The 25873-nt window shown below is 64.4% G+C and carries 24 protein-coding genes; 7 read left to right on the top strand and 17 right to left on the bottom strand.

Annotation, left to right across the window (positions count from 1 at the left end):
- The first annotated feature begins 282 nt into the window (after nucleotides 1–282).
- Nucleotides 283–1422: a LacI family DNA-binding transcriptional regulator gene (locus tag JWQ24_RS12130; protein ID WP_299807957.1), complete on the top strand. Its 1140-nt coding sequence runs from the start codon at nucleotides 283–285 to the stop codon at nucleotides 1420–1422.
- Between the two features lie 83 nt (nucleotides 1423–1505).
- Here JWQ24_RS12130 and JWQ24_RS12125 read toward each other — a convergent pair whose 3' ends face one another.
- The 3 genes from JWQ24_RS12125 to JWQ24_RS12115 form a co-directional block, all read right to left on the bottom strand.
- On the bottom strand, nucleotides 1506–1844 hold the full coding sequence (locus tag JWQ24_RS12125) for a M20/M25/M40 family metallo-hydrolase (protein WP_299807956.1): 339 nt from the start codon (nucleotides 1842–1844) through the stop codon (nucleotides 1506–1508).
- Between the two features lie 359 nt (nucleotides 1845–2203).
- Complete coding sequence (hutC, locus tag JWQ24_RS12120) at nucleotides 2204–2935, bottom strand: histidine utilization repressor (RefSeq protein WP_299807955.1); 732 nt, start codon at nucleotides 2933–2935, stop codon at nucleotides 2204–2206.
- Complete coding sequence (locus JWQ24_RS12115; protein WP_299807944.1) at nucleotides 2932–4293, bottom strand: formimidoylglutamate deiminase; 1362 nt, start codon at nucleotides 4291–4293, stop codon at nucleotides 2932–2934. Before JWQ24_RS12115 ends, hutC begins: the two co-directional genes overlap by 4 nt.
- Nucleotides 4294–4422: 129 nt before the next feature.
- On the opposite strand from JWQ24_RS12115, the gene hutI reads away from it, so the two are divergent.
- The 3 genes from hutI to JWQ24_RS12100 are packed head-to-tail and all read left to right on the top strand — an operon-like array spanning nucleotide 4423 to nucleotide 7928.
- A complete protein-coding gene (gene hutI / locus JWQ24_RS12110) occupies nucleotides 4423–5649 on the top strand; it encodes an imidazolonepropionase (protein WP_299807942.1) in 1227 nt (408 codons plus the stop codon).
- Between the two features lie 21 nt (nucleotides 5650–5670).
- A complete protein-coding gene (gene hutU / locus JWQ24_RS12105) occupies nucleotides 5671–7338 on the top strand; it encodes a urocanate hydratase (protein ID WP_299808025.1) in 1668 nt (555 codons plus the stop codon).
- 5 nt (nucleotides 7339–7343) lie between these two features.
- Complete coding sequence (locus JWQ24_RS12100; RefSeq protein WP_299807940.1) at nucleotides 7344–7928, top strand: HutD family protein; 585 nt, start codon at nucleotides 7344–7346, stop codon at nucleotides 7926–7928.
- On the opposite strand, the gene JWQ24_RS12095 is transcribed toward JWQ24_RS12100, so the two are convergent.
- Both JWQ24_RS12095 and JWQ24_RS12090 read right to left on the bottom strand, forming a co-directional pair.
- A complete protein-coding gene (locus JWQ24_RS12095) occupies nucleotides 7904–9169 on the bottom strand; it encodes a Zn-dependent hydrolase (protein WP_299808024.1) in 1266 nt (421 codons plus the stop codon). The two genes, JWQ24_RS12100 and JWQ24_RS12095, sit on opposite strands and share 25 nt — an antisense overlap.
- A 140-nt stretch (nucleotides 9170–9309) precedes the next feature.
- Nucleotides 9310–10524, bottom strand: coding sequence for a BtaA family protein (locus tag JWQ24_RS12090; RefSeq protein ID WP_299807938.1), 1215 nt, complete (start codon nucleotides 10522–10524; stop codon nucleotides 9310–9312).
- A 159-nt stretch (nucleotides 10525–10683) separates the two neighbouring features.
- On the opposite strand from JWQ24_RS12090, the gene JWQ24_RS12085 reads away from it, so the two are divergent.
- A complete protein-coding gene (locus JWQ24_RS12085; RefSeq protein WP_299807936.1) occupies nucleotides 10684–11385 on the top strand; it encodes a class I SAM-dependent methyltransferase in 702 nt (233 codons plus the stop codon).
- Here JWQ24_RS12085 and JWQ24_RS12080 read toward each other — a convergent pair.
- Together JWQ24_RS12080 and JWQ24_RS12075 are read right to left on the bottom strand one after the other, a co-directional pair.
- The gene (locus JWQ24_RS12080; RefSeq protein WP_299807934.1) at nucleotides 11369–12364 is read right to left on the bottom strand and encodes a YbhN family protein; all 996 of its coding nucleotides are present in this window, start codon (nucleotides 12362–12364) and stop codon (nucleotides 11369–11371) included. The two genes, JWQ24_RS12085 and JWQ24_RS12080, sit on opposite strands and share 17 nt — an antisense overlap.
- Nucleotides 12365–12448: 84 nt before the next feature.
- A complete protein-coding gene (locus tag JWQ24_RS12075; RefSeq protein WP_299807932.1) occupies nucleotides 12449–13702 on the bottom strand; it encodes a D-amino acid dehydrogenase in 1254 nt (417 codons plus the stop codon).
- A gap of 161 nt (nucleotides 13703–13863) precedes the next feature.
- Between JWQ24_RS12075 and JWQ24_RS12070 the strand changes: the two genes are divergently transcribed.
- The gene (locus JWQ24_RS12070) at nucleotides 13864–14334 is read left to right on the top strand and encodes an Lrp/AsnC family transcriptional regulator (protein ID WP_299807929.1); all 471 of its coding nucleotides are present in this window, start codon (nucleotides 13864–13866) and stop codon (nucleotides 14332–14334) included.
- Here JWQ24_RS12070 and JWQ24_RS12065 read toward each other — a convergent pair.
- The 10 genes from JWQ24_RS12065 to JWQ24_RS12020 form a co-directional block, all read right to left on the bottom strand.
- Entirely contained in the window at nucleotides 14331–14681 is a 351-nt protein-coding gene (locus JWQ24_RS12065; RefSeq protein WP_299807927.1) for a Rieske 2Fe-2S domain-containing protein, read from the bottom strand. The two genes, JWQ24_RS12070 and JWQ24_RS12065, sit on opposite strands and share 4 nt — an antisense overlap.
- Nucleotides 14653–15357: an ABC transporter ATP-binding protein gene (locus JWQ24_RS12060; RefSeq protein WP_299807925.1), complete on the bottom strand. Its 705-nt coding sequence runs from the start codon at nucleotides 15355–15357 to the stop codon at nucleotides 14653–14655. The genes JWQ24_RS12065 and JWQ24_RS12060 overlap by 29 nt, the downstream gene beginning before the upstream one ends.
- Nucleotides 15350–16177, bottom strand: a complete 828-nt coding sequence (locus JWQ24_RS12055) for an ABC transporter ATP-binding protein (RefSeq protein WP_299807923.1) — start codon at nucleotides 16175–16177, stop codon at nucleotides 15350–15352. Before JWQ24_RS12055 ends, JWQ24_RS12060 begins: the two co-directional genes overlap by 8 nt.
- Nucleotides 16174–17211, bottom strand: coding sequence for a branched-chain amino acid ABC transporter permease (locus JWQ24_RS12050; protein ID WP_299807921.1), 1038 nt, complete (start codon nucleotides 17209–17211; stop codon nucleotides 16174–16176). Before JWQ24_RS12050 ends, JWQ24_RS12055 begins: the two co-directional genes overlap by 4 nt.
- Nucleotides 17208–18080: a branched-chain amino acid ABC transporter permease gene (locus tag JWQ24_RS12045; protein ID WP_299807919.1), complete on the bottom strand. Its 873-nt coding sequence runs from the start codon at nucleotides 18078–18080 to the stop codon at nucleotides 17208–17210. The genes JWQ24_RS12050 and JWQ24_RS12045 overlap by 4 nt, the downstream gene beginning before the upstream one ends.
- Before the next feature lie 168 nt (nucleotides 18081–18248).
- The gene (locus JWQ24_RS12040) at nucleotides 18249–19403 is read right to left on the bottom strand and encodes an ABC transporter substrate-binding protein (protein WP_299807917.1); all 1155 of its coding nucleotides are present in this window, start codon (nucleotides 19401–19403) and stop codon (nucleotides 18249–18251) included.
- A gap of 75 nt (nucleotides 19404–19478) precedes the next feature.
- A complete protein-coding gene (locus tag JWQ24_RS12035) occupies nucleotides 19479–20687 on the bottom strand; it encodes a 2Fe-2S iron-sulfur cluster-binding protein (protein ID WP_299807915.1) in 1209 nt (402 codons plus the stop codon).
- The gene (locus tag JWQ24_RS12030) at nucleotides 20684–21520 is read right to left on the bottom strand and encodes an FAD binding domain-containing protein (protein ID WP_299807913.1); all 837 of its coding nucleotides are present in this window, start codon (nucleotides 21518–21520) and stop codon (nucleotides 20684–20686) included. Before JWQ24_RS12030 ends, JWQ24_RS12035 begins: the two co-directional genes overlap by 4 nt.
- Nucleotides 21517–23898, bottom strand: a complete 2382-nt coding sequence (locus JWQ24_RS12025; protein ID WP_299807911.1) for a xanthine dehydrogenase family protein molybdopterin-binding subunit — start codon at nucleotides 23896–23898, stop codon at nucleotides 21517–21519. Before JWQ24_RS12025 ends, JWQ24_RS12030 begins: the two co-directional genes overlap by 4 nt.
- 36 nt (nucleotides 23899–23934) lie before the next feature.
- Nucleotides 23935–25212, bottom strand: a complete 1278-nt coding sequence (locus JWQ24_RS12020; protein ID WP_299807909.1) for an amidohydrolase/deacetylase family metallohydrolase — start codon at nucleotides 25210–25212, stop codon at nucleotides 23935–23937.
- Between the two features lie 136 nt (nucleotides 25213–25348).
- On the opposite strand from JWQ24_RS12020, the gene JWQ24_RS12015 reads away from it, so the two are divergent.
- Nucleotides 25349–25855, top strand: coding sequence for a MarR family transcriptional regulator (locus tag JWQ24_RS12015; RefSeq protein WP_366521431.1), 507 nt, complete (start codon nucleotides 25349–25351; stop codon nucleotides 25853–25855).
- Nucleotides 25856–25873: the final 18 nt, after the last annotated feature.

Raw genomic sequence — 25873 nt, 5'->3', positions numbered from 1 at the left:
TGCAGGCGGGATCGGCCAAGCGGGCCGAACCGAAGGCAACCCGCACGGGTGCCGCCTGACAGGAGAATATCTCCACCGTTTCCATCCCTGATCGAACACGCCGTTGAGGCGCCGTTGCTGCATTGCACCAAGGCGAGCAGCCAGTTTCGCTGCCATCCTCCGTCCCGTGCACACGTTTGTAAAGAGGTTCTGCACACGTTTGTCATCGCGCGCAAGATGGTTCATTGTCCAATTCTCTTCAGCGTACCCCGAAGTGTACGATGCGAGATCGGATCACGTGACATGCCGAAGAAGATCAAACAGACGGCTTCCATTCCGCGGGGGCGCTCGGTTCGCAAGACGATCATCGACGTGGCGAAATGCGCCGGCGTGCATTGGTCAACGGTTTCGCGAGGACTGAACCCGGAAAAGCGTCATCTGATATCACCGGAAATGATCGAACGCGTGGAGGCCTGCGCGAAGAAACTGGGGTACCGGGCCAATGCGATGGCCTCGGCGCTCCGGACGCAGAAGTCCCGCACCATCGGCGTGATCGTCTCCAACCTGGGCGACCCCGTTCACCCCCCCATCGTGCGGGCGATCGAGGACCGTTTCGCCGAGATCGGATACGTGACCATTGTCGGCAATACCGACAATCACCCGCTCCGGCAGGCCGCATTGATCGACCGCTTCATCCAGCAGGGGGTCGAGGGCCTGATCGTCGCGACGTTCGAACGAAACGACCCGGGGATCGCGGCCTGTGTCGAAGCCAACATTCCGACCGTCTCCGTCTTTCGCGACCCCGAGAACGAATTCATCCCAAGCGTGAGGGTCGATGACGCCAAGGCCATGGAGTTGGCGGTACACTATCTCTTTGATCAGGGGCATCGACGGATCGCGCACATCGGCGGTCCGCAGAACGTATCGACCGGCTACCATCGCTACCGCGGCTTCCGACGGGCATGCAAGTCGCTGTCGCAGAGCGGCGTCGCGCCCGAAGCCGTATTTGGCGCGGCGTTCACCGTCGAAGAGGGGCAATTTTCCTGTCAGCGCCTGCTGGAGGAACATCGCGACATCACGGCGATTGTCGCAGGCAACGACATGCTCGCCGTCGGCTGCTTACGGCATCTGCGCGATCGCAACATCGCATGCCCCGCCGAAATTTCTTTGGTCGGCATGAACGACATGCTTTTCATGGACGCCACCGCCCCAGCCCTGACGACGATTCACACGCCGACCGCGGAATTGGGCACGCAGGCGTCCAATCTGCTGATTTCCCTGATCAAGGGCACGCCCGTCCCAAACGAACGGATCGTACTGAAGCCCACATTGGTCATCCGGGCCTCCGTCGCCGCCGCGCAGCGCGAGGGCGTCAAACTTTCGGCGCCGAGCGACCGCGTGGAGCGCATTCCACGCAGCCGCGCCGCCAAGATCGTTCAGTAGGTGTAGGTCGCGATGCCGCGACCAGTTGCCTGGCGTACAACAGCGACAAGCCGAGCCGAAAGCACGTCGACCGCCCAAAATTCCTACGAAGCGAGTTTCAGCACGGCATTCAGCAACACGTCCGCGCCATCGCTGCACTGCGCAGGCGTGCTGTATTCGCGTTCGTTGTGACTAATTCCCGTGTCGCTTGGGATGAAGAACAGAGCCGTCGGGCAGAAATCCATCATCGGCACAGCGTCATGACTCGCCACCGCGAGAATGTCCCGCTGCGAGAAAGCAAGCTCGGCCGTGGTCTCGCGTATCAAGTCGCACATGCCGGCATTGCAATTGATCGGCCCGAATTCGAAATATTGGTCGAGGTCGATCGATAGACCGTACTCTTGCGCGATCCGACGGTACGCCTCGCGCAGCTCGACTTTCATCGCAAGCCATCCCGAGCGAGGTGCGGCTCAGCTGCGACGTCCGCCATTCCAATGCCGATGAGGGCGATCACGCCATAGGCGCCGTCGCCCCATTTCCATCAAGCTCGACCAGAGCCGTTCACCATTCACACGCTGCATGCTCATCCTGCATAGTCCCAGTTCAAAGATGCTCGACACCGGTCGTTTCGGGCTCTTTATGGGCAGCGTGCAGCGCGCCCCGTCAGTCCCACGGGCGGCAGGTCACCCAGCCGAAATCACCGGGAGTCTCGCGCATCTGGATCGCCGGCAATCAGGTGATGCGGCGGAGGTTCAGGAAAATGCGAAGTAGCACATCTTCGTCGGATGGCCGCCGCCACGGCTCAGCCGGTCGGCGTGAAACGCGCGATCAAGTCGTAGAGTTCGGCGGGGTGGATCATGCGCACCGCGGTGATCGGTTCACCACCGCGCCAGGTGGTACGATCAATCACCAGGCAGGCGGCGCCGGGAGCGATCTTCAGTTCGGCGGCGATGATGTTGTCGGCGTTGCAGGCGGTAATGCGATGCTCGGCTTCGGTCCACGGCACGTGGCCGACCAGCCAGATATTCGGCGGCACGATCGAGAAATCTTGCTGCAGGGCGTCTGGCACGGCGCGCAGGTTGATGAGACGGCCTTCGACGGCAAATGGCCGGCCATCGGCCTCGTGAAGGCAACGCATAGCAAGCACCGACGCGCGCGACGCCACCGCCAGCCTTGTCCTGTCATGCGCCGTGGCCGCGCGCTTGCCGCATTCGAGCAGTCGGTAGCCATAGCGCTCGCCGCGTTTCTCAACCTCCGCCTTGAGGTCCGGAATCTGCAGCACTGCAGAGGGCGCGCGCGGCCGCGCCACGAAACTGCCGGCGCGGCGGCGGCGCACCACCAGACCCGCTTCGGCGAGCGCCGAGATTACCTTGTTCACCGTCATGCGCGAGCAGGCATAGGTCTGCATCAGCTCGTGCTCGAAAGGCACGCGATGGCCCGGCGGCCAATCGCCGGACATGATACTGGCTTCGAGATCGTTCCGAATCCGCTGATACAACGCCATGGTGGCCGCGGGCTTCGGCCTGGCGATCATTGGCGCAACAGCCGTTGCAGCGTCGCGTGAAAACGCTGCGCTATGGCTTCGCCGGCATGATGGCGTCCGTCCTGCACGAGTTTGCGGCCACGGACCCAGACGGCATCGACGGCCGAACGTCGCGCTGCAAAGATCCAGCTATCCAGGATCGCGTCGCCAGCGCGTGCCGCCAAGGCTGCATTGTCGTGATCGAGCGCGACGATATCCGCGGACGCGCCTTCAACCAGCCCGACCGCTGCGACGCCGAGCGCTTGCGCGCCGCCTTTCAGCGCGTGGTCGAAAAGCGTCCGCCCGGTCGACGGGGTTGCCTCGGAGGTCACCGCGTTGCGCATCTGCCGCGCCAGCCGTTGCGAATATTCCAGCTGCCGCAACTCGTCGCTGACGCCGATCAACACGTTGGAGTCCGTGCCGATACCGAATGTCCCGCCTTGCCCGATGAAATCAGGCGCGCTGAATGTGCCGTCACCGAGATTGGCCTCGGTCACCGGGCACAGGCCGGCGACCGCTCCGCCGAGCGCCATCCGGCGGATCTCGTTTGGCGTCGCATGCGTCGCGTGGATCAGACACCAGCGGCGATCGACCTCGGCGTGATCCATCAGCCAGTCGATCGGCCGTTGCCCGCTCCAGGCCATGCAGTCATCGACCTCACGGGCCTGCTCGGCGATGTGGATGTGGATCGGCCCTTCCTTGCCGAGATCCACCACTGCCGTGAGTTCGTCCGGCATCGCCGCGCGCAGCGAATGCGGTGCGACGCCGACCACCGCACCCGGCAGATCCGCGACGGCGCGGCGACTGGCATCCAGCAGTCTGGCGTAACCATCGATGTCGTTGATGAAGCGTCGCTGCCCTTCGTTCGGCGTCTGTCCGCCGAAGCCGGCGTGGGCATAAAACACCGGCAGCAGCGTCAGGCCGATGCCGCTGGTTGCGGTCGCAGCGGCGATGCGCTCGCCGAGTTCAGCGAGATTGCCGTAGGGCGCGCCGGAAACATCGTGATGGATGTAGTGAAATTCGCCGACTCGCGTGAAGCCGGCTTCGAGCATCTCGACATAGGCCTGCGCGGCGACCGCCTCGATATCGTCGGGGGTCATGCGACCGACGAAGCGATACATCACCTCGCGCCAGGTCCAGAAACTGTCTGCGGTGGCGCCGCGGATTTCGGCCAGGCCAGCCATGCCACGCTGGAAAGCGTGACTGTGCAGGTTGGGCATGCCGGGAATGCCAATCGCGTGACGTTCATCGCCCGGCCGCGCCGGCGCGCCGATCTCGATCGACGCAATGCGGCCGACATCGACGCCAATCCGGACATCGCGCGCCCAGCCGGACGGCAACAGCGCTCGCGCAAAAAACAGATCAGCCACTCGCCCCTCCGAAAATCGCGCGCCATACTTACTGGACAGGCGCAGTTGCGTCCAATATGTATAGACAAATAGAACCCGTGCCAAGTCTCTCGCCAAGTAACCGCAAAGTAACTGCCAAGGGCCGCTTTCATGACCTCTGTCGATCGCATCTGGCACAATTGTCGGCTGGCAACCCTGGCGCCGTCGCACGAGGGGCTGGGTATCATCGAGAATGGACTGATCGCCGCCACGGATGGCCGCATCGTCTATGCGGGTCCCGCGGCCGAAGCCCCGGCCGGGCTCGATGCGAAAGAACGGATCGATGTCGGCGGCCGCTGGATCACGCCGGGCCTGATCGACTGCCACACCCACCTCGTCTATGGCGGCAACCGCGCGCATGAATTCGAGCGGCGGCTGGCCGGCGCCAGCTATGAAGAGATAGCGCGCAGCGGCGGCGGCATCGTCTCCACGGTGAAGGCAACGCGCGAGGCCAGCACCGAACAGCTCATCGTCGCAGCGCTGCCGCGGCTTGATGCGCTGATCGCCGAGGGCGTCACGACAATCGAGATCAAATCCGGTTACGGCCTTGAACTCGACACCGAACGCCGTCAGTTGCAGGCCGCGCGAAAGCTCGGCGAGATAAGGCCGGTATCGGTGCGCACCACCTTTCTCGGCGCACACACCATTCCGCCCGAGATGAAAGGCAACAGCGCCGGCTATATCGACGCGCTCTGCGGCACGATGTTGCCGGCAATTGCTGGTGAAGGTCTTGCAGATGCGGTCGACGCATTCTGCGAAGGCATCGCGTTCTCCATTGAGGAGACAACGCAGGTCTTCACCAAAGCGCGCGAACTCGGGTTGCCCGTCCGACTGCATGCCGACCAGCTTTCGAACCTGCATGGCGCGGCACTCGCGGCAAAGTTCGGCGCGCTGTCGGCCGACCATCTGGAATTCGCCGACGACGACGGCGTCGCCGCGATGGCCCACGCCGGCACCGTCGCCGTGGTGCTGCCGGGCGCATATTACTTCATTCGCGAAAAGCAATTGCCGCCGATCGAAGCGATGCGCCGTCACGGCGTCTCGATCGCATTGGCCACCGACAGCAACCCCGGCACCTCGCCGCTGACCTCGCTGCTGCTGGCGATGAACATGGCCGCGACGCTGTTTCGCCTCACCGTCGATGAATGCATCGCCGGCGCCACGCGCGAGGCCGCGCGCGCGCTCGGCGTGTTCGGCGAGACCGGCAGCCTGGAGGCCGGCAAGTCCTGCGACCTCGCCATCTGGGATATCGAACGGCCGGCCGAGCTTGTCTACCGCATGGGCTTCAATCCGCTGCACGCCCGTGTCTGGCGCGGCCAGACCACTTCCCGCTCCTGATCTCTGACGCCAAGGAATGCCATCATGACCCGCATCGACAATGCCCGCGTCATTCGCGCCGCGCATGGCACCGAGCTGACAGCCAAATCCTGGCTGACCGAAGCCCCGATGCGGATGCTGATGAACAATCTCGATCCGGACGTTGCCGAACGCCCCGGCGAACTCGTTGTATACGGCGGCATCGGCCGCGCCGCGCGCGACTGGGAAAGTTTTGATCGCATCGTCGCCACGCTGCAACGCCTTGAAGCCGACGAGACGCTGCTGGTGCAATCCGGCAAACCGGTCGGCGTGTTCAAGACCCACAAGGACGCGCCGCGCGTACTGATCGCCAACTCCAACCTGGTGCCGCATTGGGCGACCTGGGAGCATTTCAACGAGCTCGATCGCAAGGGGCTGATGATGTACGGCCAGATGACGGCCGGCTCGTGGATCTATATCGGCAGCCAGGGCATCGTGCAGGGCACCTACGAGACTTTCGTCGAGATGGGCCGCCAGCATTTCGGCGGCTCGCTCAAAGGAAAATGGATTCTCACCGCCGGGCTTGGCGGCATGGGCGGCGCGCAGCCGCTCGCTGCCGTCATGGCCGGCGCTTCCATGCTCGCAGTGGAGTGCCAGCCGTCGCGGATCGAGATGCGGCTACGCACGCGCTATCTCGACAAACAGGCGGCCACACTCGACGAGGCGCTGGAGATGATGGCGCAGGCCAAGCGTGACGGAAAGCCGGTGTCGGTCGGCCTGCTCGGCAACGCCGCCGATGTTTTCCCCGAACTGGTAAGCCGCGGAGTTCGCCCGGATGTCGTCACCGACCAGACTTCGGCGCATGATCCCGTCAACGGTTATCTGCCGAAGGGCTGGACCACCGACGAATGGGAACGCCGCCGCCAGACCGATCCCAAGAGCGTATCGAAGGCGGCACGTACTTCGATGGCCGAGCATGTCCGCGCAATGCTCGACTTCCATCGCATGGGGATTCCCGTCGTCGACTACGGCAACAACATCCGCCAGATGGCGCTGGAGGAAGGTGTCAGCGACGCGTTCGATTTCCCGGGATTCGTGCCGGCCTATATCCGCCCGCTGTTCTGCCGCGGCATCGGCCCGTTCCGTTGGGCGGCTCTGTCCGGCGATCCCGAGGACATCTACAAGACCGACGCCAAGGTGAAAGAGCTGCTGCCGGATAACAAAGCACTGCATCACTGGCTCGACATGGCGCGCGAGCGCATCGCGTTCCAGGGTCTGCCGGCGCGGATCTGCTGGGTTGGCCTCGGCGATCGGCATCGCCTGGGCCTCGCCTTCAACGAGATGGTGGCATCGGGCGAGTTGAAGGCGCCAGTCGTGATCGGCCGCGACCATCTGGATTCCGGCTCGGTCGCTTCACCGAACCGCGAGACAGAATCCATGAAGGACGGCTCCGACGCCGTCTCCGACTGGCCGCTGCTCAACGCACTGCTGAACTGCGCCTCGGGTGCGACCTGGGTATCGCTGCACCATGGCGGCGGCGTCGGCATGGGCTTCTCGCAGCATGCCGGCATGGTGATCGTCGCCGACGGCACACCGGACGCCGCAGCGCGCATCGGCCGCGTGCTATGGAACGATCCGGCCAGCGGCGTGATGCGTCATGCCGACGCCGGCTATGATTTGGCGATCGACTGCGCACGCGACAACGATCTCGATCTGCCGAGTTTGGGGTAACCGCCTTGCATATCCTTCGCGCCCGCGATCGTCGCGCAATGCCGTGGAAAAACGGCGGCGGCTCGACGACGGAGATCGCGATCGGCCCGGCCGGCGCGTCGCTCGACGCGTTCGACTGGCGCATCAGCATGGCGCAGGTGGCGACCGACGGGCCATTCTCGATTTTCGCCGGCATCGACCGCACGCTGGCGGTAATCAAGCGCGGCGGGATGGAACTGACGATCGGCTATCAACCAGCGGTGACGCTCGGCAGTGTTTCCGAGCCGCTGAGCTTCCCCGGCGACACGCCGACGACGGCGCGCCTTCTGGACGGCGAAATCACCGATCTCAACGTGATGACGCGCCGCGAGCGCTTCAGCCACCGCCTGCTGCGTGTCACGCAATCGATGTCGTGCACATTGGACGGCGACGATATCGCGATCGTGTTGTCGCTGGACGGCAGCACGGACGTTGCGACACCGCATGACCGCGTGACGCTCGATCACGCCGACGCTGTCCTCATCGAGGCCAGCGAGACGACGACATTTCAGATCGACCCAGCCGGCAACTGCTACCTGATCCGGCTCTACCCGTTGCGCCCAAGCGACTGATCGAGCGCCTTGACCGCCTGATAGATCGCCGCTGCGCCCGCCGCGATGGCTTCGCGGTCGGCCCATTCTTCCGGCGCGTGGCTCTTGCCGGCGCGGCACGGCACGAAGATCATAGCGGAGGGACAGATCCGGCTCATGAACGCCGCATCATGTCCGGCCCCGCTTGGCAGATCGATTTCACTCAAGCCCAGATCATGCGCGCCCTCGCGCAACGCCGTGCGCAAAGCGGGATCGCAGGCCACCGGCGGCCCGTCGGACAAGGTCGCAAAAGTCGCGCGCGTGACCCGCGCCGCCATTGCGTGCGCAGTGCTCTCGCGGTCGATGATCTCGACAAAGCGCTGCGTCAGCGCCGGCTGCGTGGTGCGCGCGTCGATCACCAGCCGGCAGCGGCCGGGCACGATGTTCGAGGCCGAGGGATCGACACTGAGGATACCGACGGTGGCGACGAAGTAATCTGCGCCCCCTGCCGCCAGTTGTTCTGCTGCGCGGCGCACCGAACTCACCGTCGCGGCAGCAGCAACCAGCGCGTCATGACGAAGCGCCATCGGCGTCGTGCCGGCATGGTCGGCCTCGCCCTGGAAAATCACTTCAATGCGGCGGATGCCGACGATCGAGGAGACGATGCCGACATCGAGCGACTGCGATTCCAGCACGATGCCCTGCTCTATATGCAGTTCCAGGAATGCGCGGATATCATCGCGCTTCGCCAGTTCGAGACGATCCGGATCGCCGCCGACACGGCGCAGCGCGTCGCGCAACGTCTCGCCACCTGGCTCGGTCAGCGCCAGCATCTTGTCGTCGAGCGAGCCGGTCATGCCGCGGCTGCCGACGCAGGATAGGCCGTATTCGCTGGGTTCCTCAGCGAGAAAGTCGATTACCTCGATCGTGTGTTCCGGCTGCACGCCGGAATCGCGCAGCGCACGCACGATCTCAAGGCCGGTGGCGACACCGGCGATGCCATCGAAACGGCCGCCGGACGGCACGGTGTCGCTATGCGAGCCGATCGCGATCACGCCGAGCGCTGGATTGCGGCCCTCCATGCGTCCGATCAGATTGCCGGCGGTGTCGATCCGCGTGGTGAGGCCCGCCTCATTGAAGCGCTGCACCAGCCATTCACGGCCTTCGAGAAATAGTGCGGTGAAGGAACGGCGCGTATAGGGCCGCTGGGGATCGGTGATCTCGGCCAGCGCCATCACGTCGGCCCACAGCCGGTCGGCGTCGAGCGGAAGGTTGGTCTTCACCATGCAATGCGCCTTGTCGTGCGAGCAGCGGATGGACGAAGCGTCCCGCCCCGGTTCGGCAATTACCTTGCCGTCGGGCGCAACGCAATCACCATGCACATAGCTCTCGACAGCCGATGGGAGAGACCCAATCGACCGCGTCAGGCCGCCGAGACCCGTCGGTACAGATGGAAGCCGCCGTAGATGCCGGAGCGGTCGGCCGCCAGTGCCATCGCGCTGGCCGCGTCGTCGCGCTGCCAGCTGTCGTTGAGCGACGACAGTTCGGGGCCGTCCAGCGGTGATTCCGCGCCGGCGGTGCGGAAGATCACGCGGACATCATCATGGCCGGCGCGGTCAATCGCATTCCACAGCGCGCGGATTTCATCGGGCGCCATCCAGTCCTGGGAATCCAGTAGCACCACGGCATTGACCTGTCGCGCCGGCTGCGCCTCGAGGAACACGCGCAGATTGGCATGCAGCGGCGTGACCCGCGCAGCGCCTTCCGCCATTTCGGCAAAGCGGCCCTGTTGCAGATACAGCGGCAGACAAATGTTGCCGGGGCCGAAATAACGGCGCGCCAGCGCCTGCCAGGCGAAGTAGTTGGTGCCGTTCGGATGGACATCGATCAGACGCATCAGCCTGTCGTGCAGCACCTCGTTGAGCGGCTGGTCACCGCCGAGCAGCTTGCGTTGCTGCGGCGGAATGCCGAGGCTGAACAAAAGAGCCGGCATCCGCGTCACCACGCGCGCCAGCCGGGAATGAAACAGGCCGTGCAATTTTTTCAACGCGGCAATCCGCGCCGGCGAATGTGCGTCGTCCTTCAGCAGAACCGCAAGATCGATGCGAAAGATTTTCGCAAGCATATGGGCGAAGCCGATGAAGCGCCCGAGCGCGCCGTGGCGATAGAAGCCGTCGGTGAAGTAGCTGGAGCGCGGCCGGCCACGGATATCGCGTTCATCCCAGTAATCGCGTGCATCTGTGTCGAGCGCCGGGCGCAGGCGGAAGCTATACAAATCGGCGTTGGCGGCCGACGATCCATCGCCGAAGAACTGCCAGAACGATGCGTAATCCGGCAGAGCGCGCAGGCCGGCGAGCTTCAGCTTGAGCAGCGACAGATGCGCCTCGTTGAGATCCACGGCGTAGACCTGCGCCGGCTTTGCCGACAGATAAGACAGCGCATTGCAGCCGCCGCTGGAAATCGTGACGATGGTGGCGCCCGGCGCCAGTTGCAGCGCTGCGAGATCGGCTTCGGGGTCTTCCCAGATCTGGGTATAGACCAGACGGCGAAACCAGAAGGCAAACAGCCGGTCCCAGATGCCGGCGTCCTCGCGGGTGCGGCTGTTGCGCACGGCGTCGGTGATCAAATGCGTGTTCATCGTTCCCTCGAATCGAGCATTTGAACCATTTATCAAGCGCAGACTGCGGTTTTGCGACAGACCTGTCCTCCCCCACCGCTATCACTCGCGCCGCTGTCACACCGGTGTCGTGAAGCGGTGGAAAGCATGAGCTTTGCGCCGGCCGTTGCGAGGGACGCCATGACCATTACTTCCGATTTCGACGACGCCGATGCCCCGCTCTGGCAAACGGAAGCCACCGGCCACATGAACCGGATGTATCGCTGGCAGCGCTACATCTACGATGCGACGCGCCGTTACTACCTGCTCGGTCGCGACCAGTTGATCGACGGCATCCGGCCCGCTGCAAGCGCCACGGTGCTGGAGATCGGCTGCGGAACCGGGCGCAACCTGGTCCACGCCGCGCGAAAATATCCGAATACCACCTTCTACGGCATCGACGTTTCCACCGAGATGCTGACCACGGCGATTTCAGCGATCGAGCGTGGCCACCTCGTCGGCAGCGTCCGCGTCGCGCATGGCGACGCCACGGCGTTCGATCCCGCCGCCTTGTTCGGAATCGCGGCGTTCGATCACGTGATGATCTCCTACAGCCTGTCGATGATCCCCGACTGGCACGCCGTGCTCGACAATGCCGTGCTGCGCCTGAAGCCGGCCGGCCAGTTACACATCGTGGATTTCGGCCATCAGGAACGGCTGCCGCGCATGGCGCGCGTTGTCCTGCTCCGCTGGCTGGCGCTGTTTGACGTGATGCCGCGGCGTTCATTGCAGGACGCGCTAAAGGCAATCGCCGCCAACACCGGGGCCAGCCTCAGCTTTGAACGGCCGTTCCGCGGCTACGCGCAGTCCGCCGTGTTGATACTGCCTAAGCGGCCGGACTGAGCCGCCGGTGAACGGCATTGCGATACGCCTCGACGGCGCCGAACAGCAGCAGCGAGAGCACGAACGGCGTCAGGTGATAGAACAGCCGGAACAGAAGCAGCGTCGCCAATAGCGCTTCGGTGTGCTGACCGCCGAGCCCGATCAGGATGGTGGCGTCGAACACGCCGATCCCGGCTGGCGCGTGGCTGGCGAAACCGAGCAATGTTGCGACGATGAACACCACTACGACGCGGGCGATGCCGATATCGAGGCCGGCGGGCATCAGCACATACATCGCCAGCGCGGCAGTACCGAGATCGACCAGGCCGATGCCGATCTGCAGGAACACGTTGCGTCCGTTCGGCAGCGGCACCGACCATTTGCGGCGGCCGATCTGCCGGCGTCCGTTCCAGGTCCAGCCGACATAGAACACGATAGCAATAAGGATCGCGATGGCGATCGCACTGTTGGCAATGGACGACAGGTGGTCGATCCGGCTGATTGCGTCCGGCTCGTAGAGCACGCTGAGGCCGAGCGCGGTGAGGTTGCCGAGCCAGAAGGTCAGGCCCGTGAGGAAGCAGATGCGCGCGACGTCGGCGACGCCGATGCCGTGCGGCGCATAGATCCGATAGCGAACCGCCGACGACACCAGCAGCACCGCGCCGGTGCCGTGGGCAATCGGGTAGCTGGTGAAGCTGGCGAGTGCCGCGATGCGAAACGGAATGTCGCCGCGGCCGATCAGCACCAGCGCCAGCCGGTCGTACAATGTCAGGCTGGCATAGGAGATCGCGACCAGCCCGAGCGACAGCGCCATGCAGGCCGGCTGCGTCATACGCATCGCGGACAGCACTTCGGCGAAATCGACGCCCTTCAGCGCGTGGCTAAGGGAAACAAAGGCGATGGTTGCAATTGCAAGGCTGACGATGACGCCAAGGCTTTTCCAGCCCAGCGCGGCACCGATCGCCTTGAGCCTGTTCGATGCGCGCAGCGGACTCTCCATAGCAAGGGGCGCGCCCTCAAACGGCGCCTCCGGTCGCTATGGCAGGTTGATATGACAGCCGCGTAAACAAACGGCGCTCCGGCCTCAGCCGTAGCGACGCAGGTTGAAGTCGTCGGCGTCGATCTCCGGCGCGCGGCCGGCGACCTGGTCCGCCACCACCCGCGCGGCGCCACAGGCCATCGTCCAGCCCAGCGTGCCGTGGCCGGTGTTGAGGAACAGGTTCGGATAGCGCGCAGTGCCGATGATCGGCGGGCCGTCCGGCGTCATCGGCCGCAATCCGCTCCAGAACTCGGCGCGCGACAGGTCGCCGGCGGCCGGAAACAGATCCACCAGCGAACGGTCGAGCGTCGCCCGGCGGTTGGGATGTAGCTTGATGTCGTAACCACTGAGTTCCGCCGTGCCGCCGACGCGGATGCGGTCGCCCATCCGCGTGATCGCGACCTTGTAGGTCTCATCCATCACGGTCGACTCCGGGGCGAACGCGGCATCGACGATCGGCACGGTGATCGAATAGCCCTTGACCGGGTAGACCGGCACCTTGATGCCGAGCGGGCGCAGCACGAAGGGCGAGAAGCTGCCGAGCGCGACGACAAAGCTGTCCGCCGTATACGCGCCCTTGTCCGTCGTCACCTGCGCGACACGTCCACCGGCGACATCGATCGACGTGACATTGACGCCATATTCGAATTTCACACCCATCCCGGCCGCGACCTGCGCGAGCCGCTGCGTGAACTTGTGGCAATCGCCGGTCTCGTCGTCCGGCAGCCGCAGACCACCGACGAAACGGTCGCGCGTCGCGGCCAGGCCCGGCTCGACGCGAATGCAGCCTTCGACGTCCAGCACCTCGTAGGGCACATTGTATTGCTTGAGCACGGCGATATCACCGCCGACGCTGTCGAGTTGATATTGCTTGCGGAACAGCTGCAGCGTGCCCTGGCTGCGCTCGTCATAGGCGATGCCGATGTCGGCGCGCAGCTCGCGCAGGCAATCGCGGCTGTATTCGGCGATGCGCACCATCCGCGACTTGTTGAGCGCGTAACGATCGGCCGTGCAGTTGCGCAGCATCTGAAAGATCCAACGCCACATCGCGGGATCGACCTGCGGCCGGACCACCAGCGGGCCGTGCTTGTCCATCATCCAGCGGATCGCCTTTAGCGGTACGTCCGGCCCCGCCCAGGGCGAGGCGTAGCCGGGCGATACCTCGCCGGCATTGGCAAAACTGGTCTCGAGACCCGCACCGGGCTGGCGCTCCAGCACCGTCACGTCAAAGCCGGCGCGGGCGAGATAATAGGCCGATGTCACGCCAACGACGCCAGCGCCGAGAACAACAACTTTCATGAAAACATTCCTCGGCGGGCTGGATGCAGCAGATGGCGCCACATCACCATGCCAGCCCTGTCGCGGTAGTTCCCGGCGTAGTCACCGGTAAAATTGGCGTATTGCGGCGGATTTCTGCGTCAGGTAGACAAAATCCAGCATTATTCACCGGAAACCAGCTCATGACGCACGACTCGTTCGACCTGAAAATTCTCGGCGAGCTGGTGAAGGATGCCCGCATCAGCCAGGTGCTGCTGTCCGAGCGCGTCGGCCTGTCGCCGACGGCCTGCGCGCGGCGGCTGGTCCAGCTCGAGGAGAGCGGCGTAATCCGCGGCTATTCGGCCGAGATCGACGCCACCCAGCTCGGCTTCATGATGACGGTGCTGGTCAACATCACGCTGGAGCGCCAGAGCGAAGACGCGCTGGCGGCCTTTGAAAAGGAAATCCGCAAATGCCCGGACGTGGTGTCGTGCCACCTGATGTCCGGCAATGACGATTACCTGGTCCAGGTGCAGGCGCGTGACATGGCGGATTATGAGCGCATTCACAAGCTGCACCTGTCGCGGATGCCAGGCGTATCGCGGCTGCATTCGAGCTTCGCGATGCGCAGCGTCGTCAAGCGCAGCATCTCGCCCGCCGCGCTGGCCGGCTAACCCGCGTCAGCGCCAAGATCCACCTGCACCTCACCGTTCGCGATCCGCGCGGGATAGCGCCGCAACGCGCGGCTGGACCAGCCCGGTGAAATCCCGCCATCCTGCAGGCTGAACCAGGCGAGATGGCGCGGGCAGTACAGCTTGCCGTCATCGACGCGGCCAAGGCTGAGATCGGCCTGCTCGTGCGGACAAGCGCGCTCGCAGGCAAAGAGCCGGTCGCCGTCGCGGATCACCAGCAGCGCCACGCCGGCCGCTCTGCCGCAGATCATCGTCTGCTCGCTCAGCCGATCGGCCGCGCAAACAGCGACCCAGGCCACCTCATCCGCCAAGATAGGCCCGCCGGACATGCTCGTTCTCGATCAGGTCGCTGCCTGCGCCTGACAGCACCACGCGGCCGGCTTCCAGGAGATAGGCATGATCGCACATGTCCAGCGCGGCAAAGGCATTCTGTTCGACCAGCAGCACCGTGGTGCCGGCATCGCGGATGGCGCGAATGATCGCGAAGGTGCGCTCCACGATGTTGGGCGCGAGCCCGAGCGACGGCTCGTCGAACATCACCAGCCGCGGCCGCGACATCAGCGCGCGCCCGATCGCCAGCATCTGCTGCTCGCCACCGGACAAGGTGCCGGCTGCTTGCTTGCGGCGCTCCGCCAGCCGCGGGAATTCGCCGTAGATGCGGTCGCGGTCAGCGACGATCTCCGACGTGTCCGAGCGCAGATAGGCGCCCATATCGAGATTTTCCGCCACCGTCATGTGCGGAAACACCCGGCGGCCCTCCGGGCAATGCGCGATACCCTTCTTCAGCACCCGCTGCGGACCGGCTGACGTGATGTCCTCGCCCTCGAAGGTCATGGTGCCGGCGCGCGGCGGCACCAGGCCGGAGATCGCGCGCAAAGTCGTGCTCTTGCCGGCGCCGTTGGCGCCGATCAGCGCCACCAGTTGCCCGGCCTTGACGCTCAGCGTGATGCCTTTCAGCGCGGTGATCTGGCCGTAGCCGCAGACCATGTCGGTGATCTCAAGCATGCGGTATGGCCTTTCGCGCATCAGGCTTCGCGACCTGCTTGGCGCCCTGGCCGAGATAGGCCTCGATGACAGCGGGATTGTTGCGGATCTCGTCGGGCGTGCCTTCGGCGATGATGCGGCCGTAGTTCAGCACCACGATGCGGTCCGACACGCCCATCACCATCGGCATGTCGTGCTCGACCAAGAGGATGGTGATGCCGCGGTCGCGGATGGTGCGGATCAGCTGCACGAAAGTATGCGTCTCCGAAGCGTTCATGCCGGAGACTGGCTCATCGAGCAGCAGCATCTTCGGCTGCGCCGCCAATGCCAGCGCGACGCCGACCAGCCGCTGCTCGCCATAGGACAGCGAGCCGGCGAGATCGTTGGCGCGGTGCTCGAGCCCGATCCACGACACCAGTTCGGCGGCGCGCTCGCGCTGCGCGCGCTCGGAGGCGCGCGCGCGCGGCAGACCGAGCAGCGCCTCGAACAGGCCAAGCTTGCCCTGGCGGTGCAGGCCGATCAGCACGTTGTCGAACACCGTATCGCGCGGAAATACACTGGTACGCTGGAAAGTGCGGATCAGGCCGAGGTCGGCGATCTCATGCGACTTCAGGCCCTTCAGCACGACGCCGCGATACTTCACCTCGCCCTTGGTCGGCGTGAGGAAACCGGTCATCAGGTTGAACGCGGTGGTCTTGCCGGCGCCGTTCGGGCCGATCAGGCTGAGAATCTCGCCTTCACCGACGGAGAAGTTGAGATCCGACAGAGCAACAAGGCCGCCGAACTGCATGCCGACATGATCGACGCTGAGAATGGTTTCGCGAGGCGCTTGCATGGTCATGCCCCCTCCTCCACCACAGCGACCGGTTTGCGCGAGGTATTGCCCTGCTTGCGCGACAGCCCAAGGAGCGGCGCCAGCGTTGGTACGATGCCGCGCGGCAGCACAAACAGGATCACGATCAGCACACCGCCATAGGTGATCCACTGCGCCTCCGGCGGCATGATCGGCCGCAGGAACACCGGCAGCAGACCGAAGATCACGCCGCCGATCACCGGCCCCGCCAGCGAGCCCTTGCCGCCAGACACCACCATGATCACCATCGTCACGGTGCTGATGAAGGCGAACACGTCGGGATCGATGATGCGGATGTAATGCGCATAGAGACTGCCCGCGGCGCCGGCTATGCCGGCCGAGATCACTGCGGCCAGCGTCAGCGTCCTCGTCACGTCGATGCCGACGGCGACGGCCAGGGTTTCGTTCTCCATCAGTCCGCGCATCGCGCGGCCGTAATGCGAATGCACCAGCCGCGCGATCAGGAGATAGGACACAGCCGCGACCGCCAGCACCAGATAGTAATTGTGCAGCTTGGTCTTCAACACGAGATAGCCGAGGCCGGGCAGCCCTATGGTGATGGAGGGAATATTGGTCAGCGCCAGCGGGCCTTGCGTCAACTCGACCCAGTTCAACGCCACCAGCCGCACCACTTCGGCGAAGGAAATGGTGACGATGACGAAATAGGCGCCGCGCACGCTGAACGAAAGCCGGCCGACCAGATAGCCGCAGAAGCTCGATATCACAATCGCCAGCGCGAAGCCGGCGACCGGTGGCCACGGCACATGCACGACGTGGAAATCGCCGATGAGCGGGACATCGAAGCCGAGCGAGGTCAGCGAGCTGACATAGGCGCCTATGCCGAAGAAAGCGATATGGCCAAGGCTAAGCTGGCCGGTGAAGCCGAGCAGCAGGTTGAGGCTCATCGCGCCGATGATGAAGATGCCGGTGGTGATCAGCGCATTCAGCAGATAAGGGTCCTGCAGCCACAGCGGCACGGACACGAAGATGGCCAGACAGATCAGCGTCGCAATCCGGTTCATCCGACGCGCTCCGCCCTGGCGAACAGCCCGGTGGGTTTGAAGATCAGCACCGCGATGATGATCAGGAAGCCCATCGCGTCACGGTAGCCCGACGAGACGTAGCCGGCGCCTAGTTCTTCGGCCAACGCCAGAATGAAACCGCCGATCACCGCGCCGGTGATGTTACCGAGGCCGCCGAGAATGACGATGGCGAAGGCTTTCACGGCCGCGAGGTCGCCCATTTGCGGGAAGATCACGTATACCGGGCCGAGCAGCGCGCCGGCGGCTGCCGCGAGACTGGAGCCGATGGCGAAGGTCGAGGTGTAGATCCAGCTGACGTTTACGCCCATCAGAGCAGCCGTATCTGAATCCTGGAAGGTGGCGCGCATCGCCTTGCCGAGCCTGGTGCGGTTGATCAGCAGATAGGCGATCACGATCAAAAGAGCCGCCGCGGCGAGCACGAACAGCCGCAGCCAGGATACCGAGACCGGGCCGATTACCAAGGGCGCGTCGGGAAACGGGTTATCGACCGATTTTGCCACGCCGCCCCAGATCCACAGCGCGCCGGATTGCATGGCGATCCAGGCGCCTATCATCACCAGCATGGTGGTGTCGATATCCGCGCCACGCAGGGGACGCAACAGCAGAAGTTCGATCGCGGCGCCGAGCAGCCAGCCGGCGACGATGGACAGTGGCAGCGCCAAAAAGAAATTCACGCCAAGCTGATGCACGACGATGAACATCATGTAGGCGCCGAAGGTGTAGAGCACGCCGTGAGTAAAATTCACGACGTTCATGATGCCGAAGATCAGCGTCAGCCCGATACCTAGCAGCGCATAAGTGCCACCGAGCACCAGCGTGTTGAGGAGATGTTGCAGAAGCTGATCCAAAATTAATCCTCTATGTCATTCCGGGCTACGACCGACGGCGAAGCCGGCTGGTGCAGACCCGGAATCCTGAACTGTTCTGAACTTGTCTGGATTCCCCGCCACTCCAATTGGAGTGGCGGCGGTTCGCGCGCCGCTCGCGCGGCACGCGAACCGGAATGACAGTTGGCGTTAGAGCGTCTTCATGCCGACTTTGCCGTCGGTGATTTCGATCAGATAGACGTTCGGGAAGCTCTGGCCGCTCTCCGAGCCTGCGGGGCCAGACTTCCTGAACACGATGTCGCCGTTCAGGCCCTTGATATTGATCTCCCACAGCGCCGCCTTGATCGCCGCCGGCTCGGCCTTGCCGGCCTTCTCGATCGCCGCCGCAATGGTGCGGATGCCGTCATAGCCGCGAAAGCTTTCGGTGACGCCGGCGAATTCAAAGCCGCGCTTCTTCCACTCACCGATGAAGTAGTTGGTAGCTTCCGGGTTCGGCGTCTTGTCGGGGTACCACGGCAGGAAGGTGGTCAGGTGCATCGTGCCGTTGGCAGCAGCACCCGCCTGGGCAATGATCTGGTCGGGGTTCTGCGAGCCGCCGGTGGTGATGATGCGCTTCTTCAGGCCGATCGCGGCGGCCTGCTTGAAGATCAGCGTCAGCTGATCGACCGCGGTGGTGACGATGACGGTCTCGGAGTCCGACGCCTTGATCTTGGCAAGCTGGGCGCTCATGTCCTGTGCCGACTGGTCCATGGTCTCGACCAGACCGATGGTGATGCCGTGCTCCTTCATCATCTTGCCGAAGTCCTCGGCGGTCCCGCGACCCCAGTCATTGTTGATGACCAGGAAGTCGGCCTTCTTGATCGCGAGCTTGTCGATGATCTTGCTGAACGCCGCGCCTTCCACCGCCGACGGCGGCGAGATGCGGAAGATGTAGGGATTGCCAGAGGTAGTGATCTTGCCGGCCGACGAGGTCTCAACCACCATCGCGGTCTCGTATTCGATCAGCTTCGGCATCACGGCGAGCGTCAGGCTGGAGCCCCAGGCGCCGAGCAGCACCGGTGTCTTGTCGCGGGTGATGAGTTTCTCCGCAACAGCGGCGGCTTCGGTCGGGTTGCTCTTGTTGTCCTCGATGACCAGCTCGATCTTCTTGCCGAGCACGCCACCCTTGGCGTTGATTTCGTCGGCGGCGATCTTGGCGCCGTTGACGACATAGGTGCCCGAAGCGGCGAAGGCGCCGGTGAGCGGTTCGTTGACGCCGATCTTGATGGTTTGCGCATAGGCTGCGCCATTGAACACGGCGAGCGCCAGAGCGATCGCCGGAATGGCCTTGAAGGTTCGTGTCATGTCATTCTCCCAATGAACGCTGGTGAAGTGGCGCAGTCCAAACCTCGCCGCCCCGCAGGATGCGCGAACGTCGATTCATGATGCCCGGTCTCCGCGCCCGATGATCCGGCGCAACGCCCGAATTGCGCGGTCGCGCAGCAGGCCGAAGACAAGCGAGATTCCATTCAAGTCGGCGACCGGCGCGATGGCTGCGCCCGCGTCGCCGGACAGGCGACGATCGAGATTGCGCGCAAATTCGGCGATCAGCCTTGCGGCGAGATCGCGCACCAGCCCCGAGCGTCCGACCTGCGCCAGCATGCCGGTCAGGCTGAAACCGATCGACAGTTCGACCCGCGTCGCAGCACCACCATCGATCGGCAGCAGCCGGTAGCGAATCTCGCCCTGCGTCTGCGAACGGCTCCGCTGGTCGTGGCCAATCCCGAGGATACGGCCGGACAGCGCGGCAGGATCGCTTTCGACGCGCGCCGCGCCGTTGAAGTTCGCGGAGATCGGCCCGATCTTCACGCGGATCGCGCCCTCGACGCGCTCCGGCACCGGCACGCCGGTCAGCGACGCGCCGGGCAGGCAGGATGCGACGGCGGCGATGTCGCCGAACATCGCGAACACCGTTGCTGGTGGGTGCGCGACGTCAAAGTGCTGCTGGAGAATGGTGGACGGCGTGAAATCGGGAATGACGAGGGGCGCGACCGTAGCAGCGGCCTGCTCCATCATCGCGGGCGGCCGCGCGGCGAGCTTATGCGATGCCGTGCAGGCCTGATGCCCCGAGCCGACCGGGCCGAGTAGCTTGCGGCCAGCATCGGGTTCCGGCGCAATGTCGCGGGCACGGCGCGCCGAGATCACCAAGCTGATGGCGTTGACGATGCCGACATAACCGGTGCAACGGCACAGGTTGCCGCTCATACCGACGCGGATGGCCTGCTCATCGGCGTCCGGCAACCGCTTCACCAGATCGCGCGCCGAGACCAGCATGCCCGGCGTGCAATAGCCGCATTGCAGCGCGTGCTCGCGGGTGAACGCCGCACGAAGCTCAATGGCAATCTCGTCATCATCGAGGCCTTCGATGGTGGTGACATCCGCGCCGTCGCAAGACACCGCAAAAGTGATGCAGGAGCGCGCCGGCACGCCGTCGAGCAAGAGCGTGCAGGCGCCGCAGACTCCATGTTCGCAGCCGAGATGGGTGCCGGTGAGATCACGCTCGTCGCGCAGGAAATCGGCCAGGCTGGTGCGCGGCTCGACCAGCGCGTTGACGGCGCGGCTATTCACCGTGAGTTCGATATTGTTCATGCCGCGGCCTCCGCGATAGCCTTGCGCAATACGGCGATGTGAATATGCCGGTCGGCGGCGTCCGTGATGCCGGCATTCGACAGCAGCTTGTCGGCGACGCGCGGATCGAACTTTCGGCCGAAGTCGCCATCGATTCGACCACCGAAAAATTCGGCCGCGTCGTCGATGACGATGGGCGCGGCCTCGACCGCGCCGATCACAACGCGCGCCGTCGCCGCCGCCGGATCGATCAGCACAGCGCCAATGGCATGGGCGAATTCGCCGGTCTTGCGGCAGGCCTTGACGTAGCCCCAGCGCGCCGAAGCGGACATTGCGGGCACTCGCACGGCCTCGATCATCTCGCCGGGCACCAGCACGCTTTCCAGCGCGCCAACAATAAAGTCCTTCATGGCGACATGACGCGCGCCGCTCGCGCTGCGCAGCGTTAGCGTTGCGCCGAGCGCCGACAGCGCCGACACCCAGTCTGCGCTGGGATCGGCGTGGCTGAGCGAGCCGCCGATGGTGCCGCGGTTGCGCACCGCGCGATAAGCGATGCCCGCGGCGACGCGCTGCATGGCGCCACGGGTGACGTCAGCGATGCGGCCGTCCTCGATGTCGGCATGGGTGACGCAGGCGCCGATCACTAAATCTTCACCGACGCGCTCGACATGCTTCAACTCGGCGAGGCCCGCAATATCAACGATCAGGTCCGGCTGGACGAGACGCAGGTTCAGCATCGGGCCGAGCGACTGACCGCCGGCGATGATTTTTACGACGCCATCGTAGCTTCCCATCGCGGCAAGCGCCGCCGGCAGGTCGCGGGGACGTTCATAGGCGAAGGGGGCGGGCTTCATGCCGCTGGCCTTTGCGCGTCGCGGGCCTCGATGATCGCCGACACGATGCGGCGCGGCGAGATCGGCGACTGCAGCATCTCAACGCCAAGGCCACGCAGCGCATCGTTCACGGCATTTCCAATGGCGGCCGGTGGCGCGATGGCGCCGCCCTCGCCGATGCCCTTGACGCCGAACTTGGTGTAGGGCGACGGCGTTTCCATGTGGTCGAGGCGCGGCTGTGGCACTTCCGTAGGCCCCGGCAAAAGGTAGTCCGCCAGCGTCGTGGCGAGCGGCTGGCCAGCGCTGTCGAACGGCATCTCCTCGTACAAAGCGGTGCCGATGCCTTGCGCGAGGCCGCCATAGATCTGGCCATCGACGATCATCGGATTGACCAGCACGCCGCCGTCTTCGACGATGACATAGTCGAGAATTTCTACATCGCCCAAATCAGGGTCGACAGCAACGATCACCGCATGGGCGGCATAACTGAACGTGCCGCTGTCGCGCTGCGGCTTGTAGCCGGAGGTGGCTTCGAGACCGCCGGGATCGACATCGCCCGGCAGATCTTGCGGGCGGCGATACCAGGTGTGCGCGATTTCCTTCAGCGTCACGCTGCCATTGGGGCCGCGGATTTCGCCATCCACCAGCACCACATTGGCTTCATCGACCTGCAGCAGTTTTGCACCAATCTTCTTGGCGCGTTCGCCGAGCTCAAAGCAGGCGGTGGCGACCGCGCCGCCCGCCATCACCATGCAGCGCGAGCCCCAGGTGCCGGTCGAATACGGCGTCATGGCCGTGTCGCCATGCACGACGCGAATCTTGCCGACATCGACGCCGAGCATTTCGAACGCGACCTGCGAGAGCGTCGTTTCAAGCCCCTGGCCGTGCGAGTGCACACCGACCTTCAGTTCGAGCCCGCCATCAGGCGTCAATCGCGCGGTCGCCTGTTCATGGCCCGGCACCATCGGAACGCCCCAGCCGGCATAGACCGAGGTGCCGTGCGCGGCCTGCTCGCAATAGATCGAGAGGCCGACGCCGATCAGCCGGCCATCGTTCTCGCCCTTGCGCTGCCGCGCGCGCACCGCATCTATGTCGATCATCGTCAGTGCGCGGCGCATCGCTTCCGGATAATCGCCGCTGTCGAAATGCTTCTTGGTGATATTGTCGAACGGCATCTGCTCCGGCCGCACCAGATTGCGCAGACGGACGTCACCTGGCTCAAGGCCGGCTTCAGCGGCAACCAGATCGAGCATCAGTTCCAGCGCAAAACAAACCCCGGTGCGGGCGACACCGCGATACGGCAGGATCGGGCACTTGTTGGTCGCGACCGAATAGGTGCGACAGCGATAGGCCGGCATCTGATAGGGGCCGGGCAGAATGCTGACAACCTGCGCCGCTTCCAGGCAGGCAGAGAACGGATAGGACGAGTAGGCGCCGGAATCGACGGTCGCTTCGCAATCAATGCCACGCAGCGTGCCGTCGCGATCGGCATAGACGGTGATCTTGTAGTGATGCTCGCGGCAGTTCGAACTGGCCACGAGGTGCTCGCGGCGATCCTCGATCCAACGCACCGGAAAGCCGAGCTTCATGGTCAGCCACGACAGGCAGACTTCTTCCGGCAGTAGAATGCCCTTGTAGCCGAAGCCGCCGCCGACATCGGGAGAGACAATCCTGATCTGTCCTTGATCCATCTCAAGGCAGTCGGACAGACCGTTGCGCACAATGTGTGGCATCTGACTGCCCGTATAGAGCGTGAGCTGATCGAGACGATGATCAAACGTGGCGACGACACCCCGACCTTCCAGCGGCGACATGCATTGACGTGCGGTCGAGATCTCGCGCGTCACCTTGATCGGCGCATCGAGAGCCCCGGCGATATCGAGCTCGAAAAAACTTTCAAGAAAGACGTTGTCACCCCAGTGCTCATGCACCAAAGGCGAGCCGGGCTCGCGTGCTTTCAGCATGTCGTAGACGGCGGGAAGCTCTTCGAGATCGAGCGTAACGGAGGCCGCGATATCCTCGGCCTCGGCACGCGTCGACGCGACGCACATGGCGACGAGTTCGCCGACCTGTCTTATTTTATCGGTCGCCAGTATCGGCTGATCGGAGATCTTGAAACCGGCGAGACTCGTCACCGCGCGGATCGGCTTGACCCCGACGAGGTCCGAGGCGGTAAACACGACGTCGCGATAGCGCTCCGGCACGTGGATCGCCTTGATCCGCGCGTGTGCGACCGGGCTGCGGACGAAAGCGACGTCCTGCAATCCGGCCAGTCGTATGTCGGCGACGAACTGGCCGCGGCCACGCAATAGCCGATCATCTTCCTTGCGCGGGACGCGCGCGCCGACGCCCTGCTTTTCAGCAGGCGCCGCAGAAGAAGAATCGCGCGCATCGCTCATGGCCTGCCCCCCGCCTTCCGTCTGATTGATCGCCGCTTATGCGGCGACCGCCTCCGGCAGAATCGCAGCGACGGCGTCGTAGCGAGTGCCAGCGCGCAGGCAGAATACCGGCTGTAGCAGCCCGTTCGCCACCACTTCGGTGTTCTCGTTGTCGCGCAGGATGTAGCGGCCGGGCTTGTTGGTGATCACCGAGACGTCGGCATCCATGCCGACCTTGAGCGCGCCGACCGTATCCGACAGGCCGATCATCTTCGCCGGGTTCGACGTCACCATCGGCACCACCTGCTCCAGCGTCAGGCCCAGCGCCATCATCGAACTCATCGCCTGCACCAGACTGAACTTGGCCTGGCCGGCGAAGGGATGGTTCTCGTCGTCCTCATGCTGGTCCGGCGTGCCGGCCGGCGCGGGAACGTGGGTGTTGTAGCCGTGGATGTCCGCGCCCAGCGTGTTCGGCACGATGCCGGCGGCGATCGCCTTCTTCGCCAGCCGATAGGAGAAGTGGCTGCCGTGGCCGACGTCGATCTTGAGGCCGCGATCGATCGCAGCCTGGATCACCGGATGCACCTCGCCCTCGCGGTTGACGAAGCCGCCGGGATGCCGCGTGAACGGATGCGCCAGCACGTCGCCTTCCTTGAGCAGCGGGATCACGCGCTCCAGAATCGTATCGACGTCCTCGCCGTTGGTGCCGCTCTCCGGCAGGCCCCAGAGCTGGCCGAAATGCACATAGACCGGCAGTTCGGTCTGGCGGCCGATTTCCGACGCCATCTCCAGCACGCGAATGCCCCAGCGCGCGAAGCCGCCGATCTCGGCATGCGCCTTGATGCCGCGCACCAGATCGAGATTGGCCATCGCTGATTTCACGGTGGCGTCGATGTCGACGCCATCCGGGCTGTACAGGTTGGGATAGAAGTGGCCTTCGAGACCGCCGACCAGATAGGCAGACAGGAACGCATAGACCCGCGACTTGGCGGGCTCGGCGATGAAATGGCGGAAACCTGGCAGCGTCATGCAGGACGGGCCGCCCTGGTCGATCAGCGTGGTGACGCCGGACTGCACACCGACCATATCCGGGTTCATGCCGAAACGCCCGGTGACATACTGATATACATGGCCATGCGTATCGATCAGCCCCGGCAGCACCAGCTGGCCGGTGACGTCGATCACCTCTTTGGCGCTGGTCGGCAGGATGTCGGACTGCACGGCGGCGATCTTGCCGTTGCGGATCGCGACATCCTTGAGGCCGTCGATGCCCGAGGCCGGGTCGATGACGCGGCCGCCGCGAAGCAGCAGATCGAAAGTCGGGGTGACGGACATGGTGATCTCCTTTGACATCCAGGTGCCCCCGGGGGGCCACACCTAAATACGAAGCATACTTCGTATTTTACAAAAGCAAAGGTCGTGCCATATTTATTTTATGGTATTCGAAGGATGCCACGATAAGGAGGGTGCGGTGCAAAAAGTCAAAAAGTCGCAGGAAAAGACCGCAACCAAACAGGCACACCGCCCGTGGCCGTTGGCGCAGCGGCCGGGATTTCTGATCCGCCGGCTGCACCAGATCCACGTCGCCTTGTTCCAGGAAGCCTGCGCCCACTCCGACATCACGCCGCTGCAATACAGCCTGCTGTCGGCGCTGGCTGGCCGCGGCACCGCTGATCAGACGAGTTTAGCCGCCGATATTGCGCTGGATCGTACCACGACCACGGGCGCCCTGAAACGATTGGCAGCCCGCAAGCTGGTCGAGCGCACGATCGGTGGCGACGATCGCCGCGCGCGTATCTGCCGGCTGACGCCATCGGGCGCCGCGCTGCTCGACCGGCTGGAAGCTCCCGCGCGCGAAGCCCATCGCGCCACGCTGAGCAATTTGAGCAAAAAGGAACAGGCGGTTTTCATCGCGATGATGCAGCGGATAGTTGCAGGACGCGCGAATGCCAGCGCCCAGCTCACAGCGGAGGATTGAGCGCCACCGGACTTTCCG

Origin of the sequence: Tardiphaga sp. (genome assembly GCF_028290495.1) — a bacterium.
Lineage (GTDB): Bacteria > Pseudomonadota > Alphaproteobacteria > Rhizobiales > Xanthobacteraceae > Tardiphaga.
This window is presented reverse-complemented; position numbering and strand designations above follow the sequence as displayed.

Bases quoted from the DNA above. Each gene is read 5' to 3' on its own strand.
- JWQ24_RS12030 (WP_299807913.1), bottom strand. From the start codon at position 21,520: ATGAAGCCCGCCCCCTTCGCCTATGAACGTCCCCGCGACCTGCCGGCG.
- JWQ24_RS12125 (WP_299807956.1), bottom strand. From the start codon at position 1,844: ATGAAAGTCGAGCTGCGCGAGGCGTACCGTCGGATCGCGCAAGAGTAC.
- JWQ24_RS12020 (WP_299807909.1), bottom strand. From the start codon at position 25,212: ATGTCCGTCACCCCGACTTTCGATCTGCTGCTTCGCGGCGGCCGCGTC.
- JWQ24_RS12040 (WP_299807917.1), bottom strand. From the start codon at position 19,403: ATGACACGAACCTTCAAGGCCATTCCGGCGATCGCTCTGGCGCTCGCC.
- JWQ24_RS12130 (WP_299807957.1), top strand. From the start codon at position 283: ATGCCGAAGAAGATCAAACAGACGGCTTCCATTCCGCGGGGGCGCTCG.
- JWQ24_RS12065 (WP_299807927.1), bottom strand. From the start codon at position 14,681: ATGTCCGGCGGGCCTATCTTGGCGGATGAGGTGGCCTGGGTCGCTGTT.
- JWQ24_RS12075 (WP_299807932.1), bottom strand. From the start codon at position 13,702: ATGAAAGTTGTTGTTCTCGGCGCTGGCGTCGTTGGCGTGACATCGGCC.
- JWQ24_RS12035 (WP_299807915.1), bottom strand. From the start codon at position 20,687: ATGAACAATATCGAACTCACGGTGAATAGCCGCGCCGTCAACGCGCTG.
- JWQ24_RS12060 (WP_299807925.1), bottom strand. From the start codon at position 15,357: ATGCTTGAGATCACCGACATGGTCTGCGGCTACGGCCAGATCACCGCG.
- JWQ24_RS12080 (WP_299807934.1), bottom strand. From the start codon at position 12,364: ATGGAGAGTCCGCTGCGCGCATCGAACAGGCTCAAGGCGATCGGTGCC.
- JWQ24_RS12055 (WP_299807923.1), bottom strand. From the start codon at position 16,177: ATGACCATGCAAGCGCCTCGCGAAACCATTCTCAGCGTCGATCATGTC.
- JWQ24_RS12070 (WP_299807929.1), top strand. From the start codon at position 13,864: ATGACGCACGACTCGTTCGACCTGAAAATTCTCGGCGAGCTGGTGAAG.
- JWQ24_RS12025 (WP_299807911.1), bottom strand. From the start codon at position 23,898: ATGAGCGATGCGCGCGATTCTTCTTCTGCGGCGCCTGCTGAAAAGCAG.
- JWQ24_RS12090 (WP_299807938.1), bottom strand. From the start codon at position 10,524: ATGAACACGCATTTGATCACCGACGCCGTGCGCAACAGCCGCACCCGC.
- JWQ24_RS12085 (WP_299807936.1), top strand. From the start codon at position 10,684: ATGACCATTACTTCCGATTTCGACGACGCCGATGCCCCGCTCTGGCAA.
- JWQ24_RS12050 (WP_299807921.1), bottom strand. From the start codon at position 17,211: ATGAACCGGATTGCGACGCTGATCTGTCTGGCCATCTTCGTGTCCGTG.
- hutC (WP_299807955.1), bottom strand. From the start codon at position 2,935: ATGATCGCCAGGCCGAAGCCCGCGGCCACCATGGCGTTGTATCAGCGG.
- hutI (WP_299807942.1), top strand. From the start codon at position 4,423: ATGACCTCTGTCGATCGCATCTGGCACAATTGTCGGCTGGCAACCCTG.